14 protein-coding genes are annotated in these 14,434 nt (G+C 68.3%); 9 read left to right on the top strand and 5 right to left on the bottom strand.

Annotated elements, in window-relative coordinates; all coding sequences use genetic code 11:
• Positions 1-2: 2 nt before the first annotated feature.
• On the bottom strand, positions 3-491 hold the full coding sequence (locus OID54_RS21970; protein ID WP_329021948.1) for a hypothetical protein: 489 nt from the start codon (positions 489-491) through the stop codon (positions 3-5).
• An 89-nt stretch (positions 492-580) separates the two neighbouring features.
• On the opposite strand from OID54_RS21970, the gene OID54_RS21965 reads away from it, so the two are divergent.
• Both OID54_RS21965 and OID54_RS21960 read left to right on the top strand, forming a co-directional pair.
• Positions 581-916, top strand: coding sequence for a YnfA family protein (locus OID54_RS21965; RefSeq protein ID WP_329021946.1), 336 nt, complete (start codon positions 581-583; stop codon positions 914-916).
• Between the two features lie 91 nt (positions 917-1,007).
• Positions 1,008-1,781 (top strand): SDR family NAD(P)-dependent oxidoreductase, encoded by a 774-nt coding sequence (locus OID54_RS21960; RefSeq protein ID WP_329021944.1) that lies wholly within the window; start codon positions 1,008-1,010, stop codon positions 1,779-1,781.
• Between the two features lie 166 nt (positions 1,782-1,947).
• Here the strand turns inward: OID54_RS21960 and OID54_RS21955 are convergent, their stop codons facing one another.
• The gene (locus tag OID54_RS21955; RefSeq protein WP_329021942.1) at positions 1,948-3,141 is read right to left on the bottom strand and encodes an RtcB family protein; all 1,194 of its coding nucleotides are present in this window, start codon (positions 3,139-3,141) and stop codon (positions 1,948-1,950) included.
• A gap of 172 nt (positions 3,142-3,313) precedes the next feature.
• Between OID54_RS21955 and OID54_RS21950 the strand changes: the two genes are divergently transcribed.
• The 3 genes from OID54_RS21950 (at position 3,314) to OID54_RS21940 (ending at position 6,834) form a co-directional block, all read left to right on the top strand.
• Positions 3,314-4,201 carry a DUF3558 domain-containing protein gene (locus tag OID54_RS21950; RefSeq protein ID WP_329021940.1) on the top strand — a complete coding sequence of 296 codons (888 nt, stop codon included), beginning with the start codon at positions 3,314-3,316 and terminating at the stop codon, positions 4,199-4,201.
• 172 nt (positions 4,202-4,373) lie between these two features.
• The gene (locus tag OID54_RS21945) at positions 4,374-5,123 is read left to right on the top strand and encodes a DUF3558 domain-containing protein (protein ID WP_329021937.1); all 750 of its coding nucleotides are present in this window, start codon (positions 4,374-4,376) and stop codon (positions 5,121-5,123) included.
• Positions 5,124-5,241: 118 nt separating this feature from the next.
• The gene (locus OID54_RS21940; protein ID WP_329021935.1) at positions 5,242-6,834 is read left to right on the top strand and encodes a DUF2637 domain-containing protein; all 1,593 of its coding nucleotides are present in this window, start codon (positions 5,242-5,244) and stop codon (positions 6,832-6,834) included.
• Between the two features lie 298 nt (positions 6,835-7,132).
• On the opposite strand, the gene OID54_RS21935 is transcribed toward OID54_RS21940, so the two are convergent.
• Together OID54_RS21935 and lysS are read right to left on the bottom strand one after the other, a co-directional pair.
• Positions 7,133-7,339: a hypothetical protein gene (locus OID54_RS21935; protein ID WP_329021933.1), complete on the bottom strand. Its 207-nt coding sequence runs from the start codon at positions 7,337-7,339 to the stop codon at positions 7,133-7,135.
• 208 nt (positions 7,340-7,547) lie between these two features.
• On the bottom strand, positions 7,548-9,278 hold the full coding sequence (gene lysS / locus OID54_RS21930) for a lysine--tRNA ligase (RefSeq protein WP_329021931.1): 1,731 nt from the start codon (positions 9,276-9,278) through the stop codon (positions 7,548-7,550).
• Between the two features lie 203 nt (positions 9,279-9,481).
• On the opposite strand from lysS, the gene argS reads away from it, so the two are divergent.
• Together argS and OID54_RS21920 are read left to right on the top strand one after the other, a co-directional pair.
• Entirely contained in the window at positions 9,482-11,251 is a 1,770-nt protein-coding gene (gene argS, locus OID54_RS21925) for an arginine--tRNA ligase (protein WP_329021929.1), read from the top strand.
• A 170-nt stretch (positions 11,252-11,421) separates the two neighbouring features.
• The gene (locus tag OID54_RS21920; RefSeq protein WP_329021927.1) at positions 11,422-11,805 is read left to right on the top strand and encodes an antibiotic biosynthesis monooxygenase; all 384 of its coding nucleotides are present in this window, start codon (positions 11,422-11,424) and stop codon (positions 11,803-11,805) included.
• A 45-nt stretch (positions 11,806-11,850) separates the two neighbouring features.
• Here OID54_RS21920 and OID54_RS21915 read toward each other — a convergent pair whose 3' ends face one another.
• Complete coding sequence (locus OID54_RS21915; RefSeq protein WP_329021925.1) at positions 11,851-12,120, bottom strand: DUF1876 domain-containing protein; 270 nt, start codon at positions 12,118-12,120, stop codon at positions 11,851-11,853.
• A 179-nt stretch (positions 12,121-12,299) separates the two neighbouring features.
• On the opposite strand from OID54_RS21915, the gene OID54_RS21910 reads away from it, so the two are divergent.
• On the top strand, positions 12,300-13,202 hold the full coding sequence (locus OID54_RS21910) for an NAD(P)-dependent oxidoreductase (RefSeq protein ID WP_329021923.1): 903 nt from the start codon (positions 12,300-12,302) through the stop codon (positions 13,200-13,202).
• A 279-nt stretch (positions 13,203-13,481) separates the two neighbouring features.
• Positions 13,482-14,411 (top strand): glycoside hydrolase family 19 protein, encoded by a 930-nt coding sequence (locus OID54_RS21905; RefSeq protein WP_329027700.1) that lies wholly within the window; start codon positions 13,482-13,484, stop codon positions 14,409-14,411.
• Positions 14,412-14,434: the final 23 nt, after the last annotated feature.

The raw sequence follows: 14,434 nt of genomic DNA, 5'->3' as shown, positions 1-14,434 counted from the left end.
GCTTAGAACGCGTAGGGGTCTCCGGTGGCCGGCACCAGGACGTCGTGCTCGTGGTTGCCGGTGTCAGGGTCGGGCACACCGCCGTTCCAGCGGGTTCCGACGGTGACGATCACCTCGTCCTGTTCGTCCGCGGTGCGCAGGTGGAGGACCCTGCGGTAGCCGGCACCGTTCGCCCGGAGCGGCCCGGTGGTGCAGAGCACCTCGCGCTCCCCGGAGCGCAGGCATCCGTGCGGCAGGGACTGCGCACCCGCCAGGGGGGTGGAGAGCGCGAGCCGTGCGGTGGAGTCGGCGACGCCCCGGGGGCCGAGGTTCGTCGAGACGAGGGAGATCCTCAGTCGGCCGTCGGTCAGGGACACATGGCCGTGGTGGGCGAGGTCCGATTCGGGCACCACGTCCTCCGCTCCGGCGGAGTGGACTCCCGTACCGGCGACCATCACCCCGGCCGCGAGCACGGCGGAGACCGTGAGCAGCATCTGACGTTTGGCGTACATGGTGAAGAAGATACCTTTTTGAGGGTTTATCGTATTGATAGTCCCTCAGTTCGGCGCGTCCCGGGCCCTGTGCGTGGCAGGCTGACGCCATGCTCGTCGCTCGCTCGATCGCCCTCTTCGTCGTCGCCGCCCTCTTCGAGATCGGCGGGGCCTGGCTCGTCTGGCAGGGCATCAGGGAGCATCGCGGGTGGATCTGGATCGGCGCCGGTGTGATCGCGCTGGGCGCCTACGGAGTGGTGGCCACCCTCCAGCCCGACGGGGAGTTCGGCCGCATCCTGGCCGCCTACGGCGGGGTGTTCGTCGCCGGCTCGATCGTCTGGGGAATGGTCGCGGACGGCTACCGCCCCGATCGCTGGGACGTCCTGGGAGCCCTGATCTGCCTGGCGGGCATGGCTTTGATCATGTACGCACCACGGGGACGCTGACGATCACCACGGCGACGCTGACGACCGGCCTCGCCCGGGGCGCTGCCTATCCTGGCAGTCGGGTTCGATCACTTGCGCGAGGAGCAGGAACATGACCACCGCCAGCACCCCCTCCACGCCCGTCGCCGTCATCACCGGCGCCAGCAGCGGCATCGGGGCGGCCACCGCGCGGCAACTCGCTCAGGCCGGCTATCACGTCGTCCTCACCGCCCGTCGCAAGGACCGTCTCGAAGCCCTTCTCAACGAACTCGTCGCCGCGGGCGGACAGGCCACGGCCCACCCCCTGGATGTCACCGACCGACCGGCCGTCGACGCCTTCGCGGCCGGCCTCGCCCGGGTCGATGTGCTGGTCAACAATGCCGGCGGAGCGCTGGGGGCGGACCCGGTGGCCAGCGGAGACCCCGCCGACTGGCGCCAGATGTTCGAGGTCAATGTGATCGGCACCCTCAACGCCACGCAGGCCCTGTTGCCCGCGCTCACCGCCAGCGGCAACGGCACGGTCGTGGTGATCACCTCCACCGCGGGTCACGGCACCTACGAAGGCGGCGCGGGCTATGTCGCCGCCAAGCACGGCGCCCATGTTCTGGCCGAGACCCTACGGCTGGAGATCGTCGGCACCCCGGTCCGGGTGATCGAGATCGCTCCGGGCATGGTGAAGACCGAGGAGTTCGCCACGACCCGGTTCCGCGGCGACACGGAGAAGGCGGCCAAGGTGTACGAGGGGGTGGCCGAGCCCCTGACCGCCGATGACGTGGCGGACACCGTCAGCTGGGCGGTCAACCGCCCGGCACACGTCAACATCGACCTGTTGGTGGTCCGCCCGCGCGCCCAGGCGTCGAATTCCAAGGTCCACCGGGAGCTTTGAGCCACCGCCCGGACCGCGAGACCCCTGGGGCACAGAACAGCCGGGCGACCCGCGGTCGTGGAGACCTCCACGGCCACGGGTCGTCCCGGCCTCCCCCGATCGGCGAGGTGTCCGCGGTTGGTCGAGCACCGGACGCACCGGCGGGGTGCTCGATCAGCCCGGCGCCTCACCCCTTGACGCAGATGACCTGCTTGAGCTTCGCCACGACCTGCACCAGGTCGCGCTGCTGGTCGATGACCTTCTCGATCGACTTGTACGCCCCCGGGATCTCGTCCACCACACCCGCGTCCTTGCGGCACTCGACGCCCTGGGTCTGCTGCTCCAGATCCCGGGTGGTGAACCGCTTCCGCGCGGCGTTGCGGCTCATCTTGCGACCGGCGCCGTGCGAGGCCGAGTTGAACGACTTCTCGTTCCCGAGGCCCTTGACGATGTAGGAGCCGGTGCCCATCGAACCGGGGATGATGCCGTAGTCGCCGCTGCCGGCACGGATCGCGCCCTTGCGGGTGACCAGCAGGTCCATCCCGTCGTACCGCTCCTCGGACACATAGTTGTGGTGGCAGGAGATGACCTCGTCGAAGGTGACACGCGCCTTGCGGAACTCACGGCGGACGACCTCCTGGAAGATCCCCATCATGATGGCGCGATTGTGCTTCGCGTACTCCTGCGCCCAGAAGAGATCGTTCCGGTACGCGTCCATCTGCGGGGTCTCCGCGATGAAGACCGCGAGGTCACGGTCGACCAACCCCTGGTTGTGCGGCAGCTTCTGGGCCTCGCCGATGTGGTGCTCGGCGAGCGCATTGCCGATGTTGCGGGAACCGGAGTGCAGCATCAGCCAGACAGCGCCGGTCTCGTCCAGGCAGAACTCCACGAAGTGGTTGCCACCCCCGAGCGTGCCCAACTGCTTGGCCGCCCGCTCTCGGCGGAACTTGACCGGGTCGGCCACGGAGTCGAAGCGACTCCAGAAGTCGTCCCACCCCTGCGCATTGAAGCCGAACACCCGATCGACATCGACGGGCTCGTTGTGCAGAGCACGGCCCACCGGGATCGACTGCTCGATCCTGGAACGCAGTCGGGAGAGGTCATCGGGCAGGTCATCGGCGGTGAGGGAGGTCTTCACGGCCGACATTCCACAGCCGATGTCGACACCGACCGCGGCGGGGCAGACCGCACCCTTCATGGCGATGACGGAGCCGACCGTGGCGCCCTTGCCGTAGTGGACGTCCGGCATCACGGCCAGGCCCTTGATCCACGGCAGCGTCGCCACGTTCCGCAACTGCTGCATCGCGACGTCTTCAATGGTGGCGGGATCGGTCCAGATGCGGATGGGAACCTTCGCACCCGGCATTTCTACATAAGACATAGCTCCCCAAACCCCCCGAAATACCTTCAAAGTCATTGAAACGCAAAACCGGTGCCAATGCCCGCGAAAACCTCAGCGAATCGACATCCACGGCAGCGTGTGCGATAGACATTGTGTCCATCGGCCGCCGTCACGCGGCAACAGCTTTTCCGCTCGAAGGGAGCCTGGGACCGTGCAACGAAAGGCGTACGCACCCCGCCCGGAGGCAAGGGCGTACGTATCGCGCCGCAGGACGCAGGCGTCCCGGTCGGGGCGGGCGGCGGCGCTCCAAGCCGCTTTCCTCGCCGTACTCGCGGTCGGCTGCACCTCCGACAACGGAGCCTCCGGTTCCACCACCGACGCCAAGGCGGGCACCGGGACCAAGGCGGTCGCCCAGCCAGGCAAGTACCGCACCCTCTTCGAACCGTGCGGCTCGGTGGGCGGATCCGCGCTGAAAGACCTTCTGCCCGGCGCCGCCGAACTGCCCGACGAGCGACAGCGGGAGGTCCTCCGCGGTACCGCCGGCAGTACCTTCGACACCGATCGACGAGTCAGCTGCGCCTGGAAGTCCGACGACTCCGACGCCTCGCACAGCCTGAGCCTCGACTTCGAACGCGTCGTGTCCTACGACCCGGCCGTCAGCGACGAGGACCGGGCACATGAGCTCTTCGCCAAGAAGCAACTCGCGGCGGCCGTCCCCGGTGCCCCACCCGCCCCCTCAGCGTCTTCGCCGTCATCAGGCTCATCGCCGTCATCCGTGCCATCGGCCACCACCGCGGCCTCCACACCCGGGACGAGCCCGTCATCCAGCGATCCCACGTCCCAGGCCACCGTCCTCGGGTCGCGCGTCCTCGACGGACTCGGTGACGCCGCGTACCTCGACGACGACCTCGCCTCCCCCGGCGCCGGATCGACCGCACAGCGGCGCACCGTGAGCGTGGTGTTCCGCACATCGAACGTCATCGCGACGGTGGTGTACACCGAACAGTCGGGCCAGCTGACGGTCACCCCCGACAGCGCCTCACTCCAGGAAAAGGCCCAGCGTCTGGCCAAGAACCTGGTCAAGAAGTTCAACGACTGACCGCCGCGGCGACGAACGGAACGAGGAGCCCGCTCGTCCACAGGCACTGTCCGTGTTGTCCACAGGCTCACCGCCGATGCGCACGATCCGCGTACGGTGGCATCGCCGGCCGGATCGCTTCGGCCGGCCCGGCGGACAACCGAAGACCGTACGACCCACGACTGAAGGAACCATGCACCGAACAGCCCCGCGACTCGCCCGCATACTCGCCTGCGCAGCCGTCCCGGTGATGCTCGTCGCCTCCGGCTGCTCGTCGGACCCGGACAGCAAGCCCAAGGCCGAGAAGTCCTCGACGACGGAGAAGGCCGGCAATTCGGGCGGCGCGCCCCTGGCCACCCCGGAGGCCGAGAAGAAGCCCGTGATCGCCCCGGTGAAGTTCGCCAAGCTGCCGGACGCCTGCAAGTCGGTCCCGTCGAAGACCGTCAAGGAGCTGGTGCCGTCTGCCAAGTCCTCTGCGGGCACGGCCGGTCGCTCGACTGACCTCCTGGTCCGCGCCAGTTGCTCCTGGAACGGCCTCGAAGACAAGGGCGTCAAGGGTTCTCAGTACCGCTGGCTCGATGTGTCTTTCCTGCGCTACGAGTCGGATGCGGCCCTCGCCACCAGTGGCAAGCAGCGCGCCCAGGAGTCGTACACCAAGGAGATAGCCAAGACCCGCACCACCGCGGGCGCAAAAGCCATGAAGTCAGCGCCCGCCACCGGAGTCGGCGAAGAGGCCACCACTCTGACCTACCAAATCCGCAAGACCGGCGTGGACTTCTCGTACGTCACGATCGTGACGCGTACGGACAACATCCTCATCACGCTCACGTACAACGGCACCGGCTATGCGGGCGCGAAGCCGCCGGCAGTGGCCGATCTGCTCAAGGATGCCGTGCCCGCGGCGAAGGAGACCGTTACTGCCGTATCGGCCGCCAACAAGTAGCCTGCCCCTGGCCGGAAAGGAACATGCGTTCCTGTGCGCGCGTTCCTCACCCATGCGCCCAAGAACCTCTTCCTTTCCCGCACATGCGCACGCGTGACGAACAGGGGAGGGGGTCGCGGTGGCCGCAATGCAGCTGACACGTACACACCGCATACTCATCGGGGTCGTGGTCGCGGGCGCCGTGATCATCGCCGCGATCGGTTTCGCCGGCTCGTATGCGGCGGTGCGGGATCTGGCGGAGCGCAAGGGGTTCGGCGATTTCGCCATCGTCTTCCCGATCGGCATCGACGCGGGCATCTGTGTCCTCCTCGCGCTCGACCTGCTGCTCACCTGGATGCGGATTCCCTTTCCGCTCCTGCGGCAGACCGCGTGGCTGCTCACGGTGGCCACGATCGCGTTCAACGGCGCGGCCTCCTGGCCGGACCCGCTGGGCGTCGGCATGCACTCCGTGATTCCGATCCTCTTCGTCGTCACCGTCGAAGCCGCACGGCACGCGGTCGGCAGGATCGCGGACATCACCGCCGACAAGCACATGGAGGGTGTCCGGATCACCCGCTGGTTGCTGTCCCCCATCCCCACCTTCAAGCTCTGGCGGCGGATGAAGCTCTGGGAGCTCCGCAGCTATGAGCAGGTGATCAAGCTGGAGCAGGACCGGCTGATCTACCAGGCGAGGCTCCAGGCCCGCTTCGGGCGGTCCTGGCGGCGCAAGGCCCCGGTGGAGTCGCTGATGCCGTTGCGGCTGGCGAAGTACGGTGTGCCGCTCGCGGAGACGGCGGCAGCGGGCCTGGCCGCGGCCGGCATCGATCCGGTGCTGCTGCCCCCGGCTCCCAAGACACAGGCCACACTGGAGGCTCCGGCAGCGGCGCCCGTCCAGCCCGAGTTGCCGAGGGCACAGGACACCGCCGACGGTCAGCATCCTCAGCAGCAGTACGAGGAGGTCCCGCCGCAGCACGTCGGGCCGGGCGCTCACGACAGTCCGTGGTTCAACGCCATGCAGATGCCTCAGGACGCCTCGGAGCAGGCATTCAATCCGACGTACGTCGAGGGGCTTGAGCCCACACCGGTGCGGGTCCCTTCGGGTCCCGGCCGTACGCGCCCGCTCGGGGGGATTCCGGGCCAGCGCTCCGAAGGCATGGCGGCCTACCCGGCGCAAGCGCACCCGCAGGCACAGCCCCATCCCCAAGCACAGGCTCATCCGCAGGCACAGGCCCAGCCACAAGGTCACCCCCAGCCCCAAGAGGCATCGGACTACACCGCGCAGCCGCACCCGCAGATGTATGCCCAGCAGCAGGTCCAGTTCCAGGACCCCCAGGGCCCGTTGCTCCCGTCACCGGCCGCCCAGCAGCAGAACGGCCACCAGGGCGAGCAGCCCGCCCACCACTCCATTCCGCAGCCCGGGCAGCCGATGGAGTCGATCGCCGTGGAACAGGAGCAGGTCCAGGTCCAGGTGCGGGAGGCCGACAGCGAGCCGGCAGAGCTTCCGGACGCGCTGCAACTCGCGGAGGACCAGGAGTTCTACGAGGCGGCCTATCCAGTCTTCGCCTCACTCTCGCGCGATCTGGGCAAGTACCCGAGCGCCGAACAGCTCGACATACAACTGTCGGACGCCCACGGCATCAACCACCCTCGGGGTGCCGCCCTGTTGCGGCAAGCCATGCCGGAGTTCCGGCAGCGCATGGACGCCGAGATGGCCGCCGATCACATCGCCTGAGGCGCGCGGACAGCGCCGATATGACGGTGCATCACACCAAGTCCGGCAAGTGGCTGCCCCCGCGATCGGCGGTCGAGTCGCCGGCTCTCAGCGGCCGACCCACCAGCGCACCGACTGAGCTACCCCTCCCGGCGACGGACGGACCGTCACCAGGAGGGGTCTCGTTTCGACTGCGCAGCGCACCCGGCCGCCGTGGCGTCGCGCTCCGGGCGCGTCGCCGTGACGTCGCACCCCAGGCGGAAGGGCCGTCGACGAATCCGTACGGTCTCCCACCCCGGTCCACTGCTCGGCCTCCGTTTCACCCCTTCTCCTTCTTGCGTGCCGTCTCCCCCATGAACGCGATGGCCGCGCCCACCAGGAAGAGCGCGAGGTACCCGCCGACGGGGATGTCCCACCAGAGATGGACGAAGCCCCACGGGTTCTCGCCGAACATCTGGCCCGCCGCTCCGAGTACGCCCTGGATGGCGGCGATCCAGCCGATGGTGAGGAGGATTTCGTTCTTCATATCTCCACGGTCCCCCGCGCCCGGTCCCGTTGCGTCATGCGCACGGCGGAATGGGCGATAGGCCGAAGGATGCAGTGGAAATGGGGGCAAGAGCGCTCTCGCCGAGCCCTGGCCGCGCACCCCACAGGCCGCTGGGACGAGAAAGGGCCGGGTGCTCCTCCCTAAGGACGAGCACCCGGCCCCGACTGTCACTCGCTACGGGCGGAGATCAGGCTCCCAGCAGCGTCCGGACTCGGTCCGCACCCACCGCGAGCAGCAGCGTGGGCAGGCGCGGGCCCGTCTCCCGGGTCACCAGCAGCCGGTACAGGAGGGCGAAGAAGGAGCGCTGCGCCGTCTTCAGCTCCGGTGTCGGCTTGGCGTCCGGCTCCAGGCCGGCCATCACCTTCGGCACCCCGTAGACCAGCGTGGTCAGACCGTCCAGGGACCAGTGTGAGTCGAGGCCATCCAGCAGCAGCCTCAGCGACTCGCGACCGTCGTCGTCGAGCGACTTCAGCAGCTCGGTGTCCGGCTCCGAGCGCACGATGGTGCGCGCGTCGGCCGGAACCTGGCTGGTGATCCAGTTCTCGGCGCGATCCAGCCGGGGCCGCACCTCGTCCAGCGAGGTCAGCGGGTCGGCCGGGTCGAGCTCACGGAGGATGCGTACGGTCTGCTCGTCATGGCCGGCGGTGATGTCCACGACGGAGGCCAGCGTCCGGTACGGCAGGGGCCTCGGCGTGGCCGGCAGCGGGCCGGCAGCGGTGCCCACCGCACGGGTGTAGGCGGCCACGTCGGCGGGCAGCGCGGACCCGTCGGCCACCTTCGTGCCGAGCTTGTCCCACTCGTCGTACAGCCGCTGGATCTCCTGATCGAAGGCGATCTTGAACGACTGGTTGGGCCGCCTGCGCGCGTACAGCCAGCGCAGCAGCGGTGCTTCCATGATCTTCAGCGCATCGGCCGGGGTGGGCACCCCGCCGCGCGACGACGACATCTTCGCCATGCCGGAGATTCCGACGAAGGCGTACATCGGTCCGATCGGCTGCTGTCCACCGAAGATGCTGTCGACGATCTCGCCGCCGACCTGGAAGGACGAGCCGGGCGACGAGTGGTCGACACCGCTCGGCTCGAAGATGACCCCCTCGTAGGCCCAGCGCATCGGCCAGTCGACCTTCCACACCAGCTTTCCGCGGTTGAACTCGTTCAGCCGGACGGTCTCCGAGAAGCCGCACGCCGTGCACGTGTACACCAGCTCGGTGCTCTCGTCGTCGTACGCGGTGACGGTGGTCAGGTCCTTGTCACAGTTGCCGCAGTAGGGCTTGTACGGGAAGTAGCCGGCCGAGGTGTTGCCGTCGTCCTCGCCCGCCGCGCCGGAGCCCTCCGCGGCCTCCAGCTCGGCCTCGTCGAGCGGCTTCTGCGACTTCTTGACCGGGGCCTTCTTCGTCCGGTACTGGGCCAGGATCGCGTCGATGTCGCCGCGGTGCTTCATGGCGTGCAGGACCTGCTCGCGGTAGACGCCCGCGGTGTACTGCTCGGTCTGGCTGATGTCGTCGTAGACGACGCCCAACTCGGCCAGGGAGGTGATCAGCACGGCCTTGAAGTGCTCGGCCCAGTTCTGGTGCGGGGAGCCCTGCGGGGCCGGTACCGACGTCAGCGGGCGTCCGATGTGGTCGGCCCAGCTCTCGTCGACGCCCTCGACGCCCGCGGGGACCTTGCGGAAGCGGTCGTAGTCGTCCCAGGAGATCAGATGGCGGACCTCGTGGCCCCGCCGCCTGATCTCGTCTGCGACCAGGTGCGGGGTCATGACCTCACGGAGATTTCCCAGGTGAATGGGGCCGGAGGGGGAGATACCGGAGGCGACGACGACAGGTTTCCCAGGCGCACGCCGTTCCGATTCCGCAATGACATCGTCCGCGAAACGGGAGACCCAGTCGGTCTCGGTGCTGCTCTGAGCCACGGTCGGCACGTCCTTCTTTCTCGAAACCCCTCGATTACTCGGCGCACACCATTGTCCCAGACGGAAGGACCGGCTCCGAGGCAGTCCGGCATGCCTGCCGATCATCGTCCACCCGCCCCCGGCAAAGCCACCCGAAATTGGGGAGGGCGCCGTCGTGCCCATGGGACACTTGACAGCCGGTAATGCCCCCACTCTCCCAGGAACGGAAGCTCATGGCCTCGGTCCCCTCCCTCGCTTCGACCGTGCAGCAGCGCCTCGCGGACGCCCTCTCGGCAGCCCTGCCGGAGGCCGGTCCCGCCGACCCGCTGCTGCGACGCAGCGACCGGGCCGACTTCCAGGCCAACGGCATCCTGGCCCTCGCCAAGAAGCTCAAGGGCAACCCCCGGGAGCTGGCCACCCAGGTCGTCGAAGCGCTCCCCGCGGGGGACCTCTTCCGGGACGTCGAGGTCTCCGGCCCCGGCTTCTTGAACATCACGGTCACCGACCGGGCGATCGTCGAGACGCTGGCCGCCCGGGCGGCCGACGACCGGCTCGGAGTGCCGTACGACGAGCAGGCGGGCACCACCGTCATCGACTACGCCCAGCCGAACGTGGCCAAGGAGATGCACGTCGGCCATCTGCGGTCCGCCGTGATCGGCGCGGCCATGGTGGAGATCCTGGAGTTCACCGGCGAGAAGGTGATCCGGCGCCATCACATCGGCGACTGGGGCACCCAGTTCGGCATGCTCATCCAGTATCTGGTCGAGCACCCGCACGAGTTGGACCACAAGCAGGGCGAGGAGGTCTCCGGCGAGGAGGCCATGACCTCGCTCGGCCGGCTCTACAAGGCTTCGCGTGCCCTCTTCGACGCCGACGAGGAGTTCAAGGCCAGGGCGCGGGACCGGGTGGTCGCCCTCCAGGCCGGGGACGCCCAGACCCTGGCGCTGTGGCAGCGGTTCGTCGACGAGTCGAAGATCTACTTCTACTCGGTCTTCGGCAAGCTGGACATGGAGATCCACGACCCGGACGTCGTCGGCGAGTCCGGCTACAACGACATGCTCGACGACACCTGCCGCTTCCTTGAGCAGTCGGGCGTCGCGGTCCGCTCGGAGGGCGCCCTGTGCGTCTTCTTCGACGACGTCCTCGGCCCGGACGGCAAGCCGACCCCGCTCATCGTGCAGAAGTCGAACGGCGGCTACGGCTATGCCGCGACCGACCTCTCCGCGATCCGGGACCGGGTGCAAAACCTCTCCGCGGACACCCTGCTGTACGTGGTGGACGCCCGGCAGGCCCTGCACTTCAAGATGGTCTTCGAGACGGCCCGTAGGGCGGGCTGGCTCAACGACAAGGTGAAGGCGGTCCAACTGGCCTTCGGCACGGTCCTGGGCAAGGACGGCAAGCCGTTCAAGACCCGGGAGGGCGAGACGGTCCGGCTGGTGGACCTCCTCGACGAGGCCGTGGACCATGCGACCGAGGTCGTACGGGAGAAGGACACCCGCGGCGAGCTCACCGAGGCGGAGATCGCCGAGCGCGGTGTGCAGGTGGGCATCGGTGCGATCAAGTACGCCGACCTGTCCACGTCGGCGACCCGGGACTACCGGTTCGACCTGGACCAGATGGTGTCGCTGAACGGCGACACCTCCGTGTACCTCCAGTACGCGTACGCCCGAATCCAGTCGATCAAGCGGCGGGCGGGGGCGACCGCCCCTGTGGCCCACCCCGAGCTGGAACTCGCCCCGGCCGAGCGGGCGTTGGCGCTCCACGTGGACCGGTTCGGGGAGACGATCGCCGAGGTGGCGTCCGCGTACGAGCCGCACAAGCTCGCCGCGTACCTGTACCAGTTGGCCTCGCACCTGACGAAGTTCTACGACCAGTGCCAGGTGCTCAGCGACGCCAATCCGCCCGAGGTCGTCGAGAACCGGCTGTTCCTGATCGATCTGACCGCTCGGACGCTCCACCAGGGCATGGCGCTGCTGGGCATCCGTACTCCCGAGCGGCTGTAGCGGCCTGCTCCATCCGTCACCGAGGCCGCGGTCCCCACACGGGGCCGCGGCCTCGTGCATGCCCGTGATCCGTTGATCCGTGGAAGCCCCTTGACCTCAACTTCTCTTGAGGTTCAACACTCTTCCTCAGGGAGACCCACCAACACCCCACCCACCTCAGGAGAACCGGCATGGCCACTGACCGCGGCTTCTACTCGATCATCGATTACACCGTCGACGGCCATGAGACACAGACCGCCCTGGTGGACGCCTTCGCAGCGATCATCGAGGAGTGGGTGAGCTCTTACCCCGGCTACCGTTCGGCCCGCTTCCACGTCAGCACCGACGGCACCCGCGTCTACAACATCGTCGCCTGGGAGAGCGAGGCCAGCTACCGCGACTTCCTGGAGACATCCGACACCGAGGGCCGGATGGCCGCCATCGGTACGGCCCTCAAGGGGCTCGCCGGCAGGGCCGAGCCCCGGATGACCGGAGCCCCCACCTACCGGGTCGTACGCGAAGTAGGCCCGCGACCGACCCCTTCCCGGGCGAGCGACACACCGCCCCGGGGCTGACCGCCACCCGCGGGTGCACAGCGCGTCCCGATCACCCGGCGGGCGTCATGTGAGCATGTGGGACGTACGCCCCGATGCCTCGTCGATCTCGGTGTGGGCCTTCTGGAGCAGTTGTGAGGCGAGCTCCATCAGCGCCCGCGCCCCGGCGATCTCCTCGCCCACCCGCAATTGCTCCGGGTCCGACGGGTGACGTTGGGCGAGCCCGTGCGAGCGGAACTCGGTCCCGTCCGCGAGTCTCACCATGGCCGCGGCCCGGGTCCGATCGTGCTCCTCCTGGAACTCCAGCTCGATGTGCCATCCGACGAGTGTCTGCATGGTGGATCACCTCCGCAGGTACCTCTCCAGGGTGCGCCCCTCGGCCCGAGATCACCACTGCCGGTCGGCCGACCCACACCTTTCGGTGCGTACCCACCAGAAAGTCGGTACTTGTCGCAGGGCACGGGTGCCACGAGGATCGAGAGCGCCCCCAACCCCTTCCCAGCAGGAGTTTTCCCGTGCTCTCCGCGACCTCGTCCCCTGCCTCCGAAGCCCTCTCCCACAGCGCATCCGTGTCCGTGCTCGGTCTCGGCATGATGGGCTCCGCGCTGGCAGCGGCCTTCCTCCGGGCCGGCCACCGGGTCACCGTCTGGAACCGGACGGCGGCGAAATCCGGACCCCTCGTCGCCCAGGGGGCACTGCCCGCCGACTCCCCCGCCGCGGCGATCGCCGCGAGCGACCTGACCGTCCTGTGCCTGCTCACGAACGACCAGGTCCAGGAGGTCCTGGACGGCGTCGGTGCGGGGATCGAGGGCCGCACGATCGCCAATCTGACCAACGGCACCCCCGCCAGCGCCCGTGAACTGTCTGCACAGGTCGAACAGCGCGGTGCGACCTTCCTCGACGGGGGCATCATGGCGGTGCCGCAGATGATCTCCGGCCCGCACGCCTATGTCTTCTACAGCGGTGACGAGCGGGCGTTTGCGACCCACCGCCCGACCCTCGCCGCACTCGGGGACACCCGGTACGTGGGCACCGATCCGGGCCTGGCCGCGCTCTATGACATCGCGCTGCTCACCGGGATGTACGGCATGATCGTCGGGGTGATGCAGGCGTTCGCACTCGCCCGGACGGAGAACATCCCCGCCGGCGAACTCTCCGAACTCCTGGTGCCCTGGATCGGCGCCATGCTCGCGTCCGTCCCGGAGGAAGCACGGGCGATCGACGCGGATCGCCATCTCACCGACGTCTCCAGCCTCACGGTCAATCACGCCGCGATTCCCAACTTCCTGTCGGCCTTCCGCGACCAGGGGGTGCATCCGATGTTCCTGGAGCCGCTCCAGGAGGTGTTGGACCAGGGGCTCAAGGCGGGCCACGGGGCCGATGGGCTCTCCCGGTTGGCCACGCTCTTCGTCCGATAGCCCCGAAGAATTCCGCTGCCCCCTCCCCTGCCCATCGAGCGGTCCGACGGTGTGCTCGACCTCGCACTTTGCCGCAACTCGCCGTGTGATCAGCGTGGTTGTGCCACGCTGAAGACGCCGAGAGACCGCGAACTCGCATTGGTCTATACCTTGACTGGGCTAGACCGAAGCGCTTGAGTGAGTGGTACAACCCCCCACCACGGCCCTGTCCGGAGCCCCCACCTCCCTTTCCGGGCAAGGCCGTTCCTCGCGCAAAGGAGACAGCGCGTGCGAAAAGGCATGAAAGCATGGCTCGTTGCCATCGTCGCCGCCAGCGGACTGGCCGCGGCAAGCTTGCTCCCCACAGCAACTGCCGCCCCCGCCGCCGACGCGAAGTGCACCAACGCCCCCAACTGGACCTTCGGGACCAACTACCGGACGGGCGACGTCGTCAAGTACAGCGACGGCAAGCACTACGTGGCCGAACACGACAACCCGGGCTGGAACCCCACGGTCAGCACCTGGTACTGGGACCCGTACACCTGCGTCGGTGGCGAGCCCAACCCCAACCCGAGTCCGAGCACCAGTCCGAGCCAGAATCCCAACCCCACAGGATTCGTGGTCACCGAGACGCAGTTCAACCAGATGTTCCCGAACCGGAAGCCCTTCTACACGTACGCGGGGCTCACCGAAGCCCTGACCGCGTACCCGGGATTCGCGAACACCGGTAGCGACACGATCAAGAAGCAGGAGGCCGCGGCCTTCCTCGCCAACATCAACCACGAGACCGGCGGTCTGGTCCACGTGGTGGAGCAGAACACCGCGAACTACCCGCACTACTGCGACCGGAACCAGCCCTACGGCTGCCCCGCCGGCCAGGCCGCGTACTACGGGCGCGGACCGATCCAGCTGAGCTGGAACTTCAACTACAAGGCGGCCGGCGACGCGCTCGGCATCGATCTGCTCAACAACCCCTGGAAGGTCGAGCAGGATCCGGCCGTGGCCTGGAAGACCGGCCTCTGGTACTGGAACACCCAGAAGGGCCCGGGCACGATGACCGGCCATGACGCCATGGTCAACCAGGCGGGCTTCGGTCAGACCATCCGGTCGATCAACGGCACCCTGGAGTGCAACGGCGGAAACCCGGCCCAGGTTCAGAGCCGGGTGACCAAGTACACCCAGTTCGCCCAGATCCTCGGAGTTCCCACCGGCAGCAATCTGACCTGCTGAGCACCACCCACCAGACTGCGGGC

It is taken from the genome of Streptomyces sp. NBC_00690 (assembly GCF_036226685.1).
Classification (GTDB): domain Bacteria; phylum Actinomycetota; class Actinomycetes; order Streptomycetales; family Streptomycetaceae; genus Streptomyces.
This window is presented reverse-complemented; position numbering and strand designations above follow the sequence as displayed.

What these genes read in the sequence shown, in the direction of transcription:
- OID54_RS21905 (WP_329027700.1), top strand. Translation starts at nt 13,482, where the DNA reads ATGAAAGCATGGCTCGTTGCCATCGTCGCCGCCAGCGGACTGGCCGCG.
- OID54_RS21915 (WP_329021925.1), bottom strand. Translation starts at nt 12,120, where the DNA reads ATGCAGACACTCGTCGGATGGCACATCGAGCTGGAGTTCCAGGAGGAG.
- OID54_RS21920 (WP_329021927.1), top strand. Translation starts at nt 11,422, where the DNA reads ATGGCCACTGACCGCGGCTTCTACTCGATCATCGATTACACCGTCGAC.
- argS (WP_329021929.1), top strand. Translation starts at nt 9,482, where the DNA reads ATGGCCTCGGTCCCCTCCCTCGCTTCGACCGTGCAGCAGCGCCTCGCG.
- OID54_RS21960 (WP_329021944.1), top strand. Translation starts at nt 1,008, where the DNA reads ATGACCACCGCCAGCACCCCCTCCACGCCCGTCGCCGTCATCACCGGC.
- OID54_RS21970 (WP_329021948.1), bottom strand. Translation starts at nt 491, where the DNA reads ATGTACGCCAAACGTCAGATGCTGCTCACGGTCTCCGCCGTGCTCGCG.
- OID54_RS21955 (WP_329021942.1), bottom strand. Translation starts at nt 3,141, where the DNA reads ATGTCTTATGTAGAAATGCCGGGTGCGAAGGTTCCCATCCGCATCTGG.
- OID54_RS21935 (WP_329021933.1), bottom strand. Translation starts at nt 7,339, where the DNA reads ATGAAGAACGAAATCCTCCTCACCATCGGCTGGATCGCCGCCATCCAG.
- OID54_RS21965 (WP_329021946.1), top strand. Translation starts at nt 581, where the DNA reads ATGCTCGTCGCTCGCTCGATCGCCCTCTTCGTCGTCGCCGCCCTCTTC.
- OID54_RS21945 (WP_329021937.1), top strand. Translation starts at nt 4,374, where the DNA reads ATGCACCGAACAGCCCCGCGACTCGCCCGCATACTCGCCTGCGCAGCC.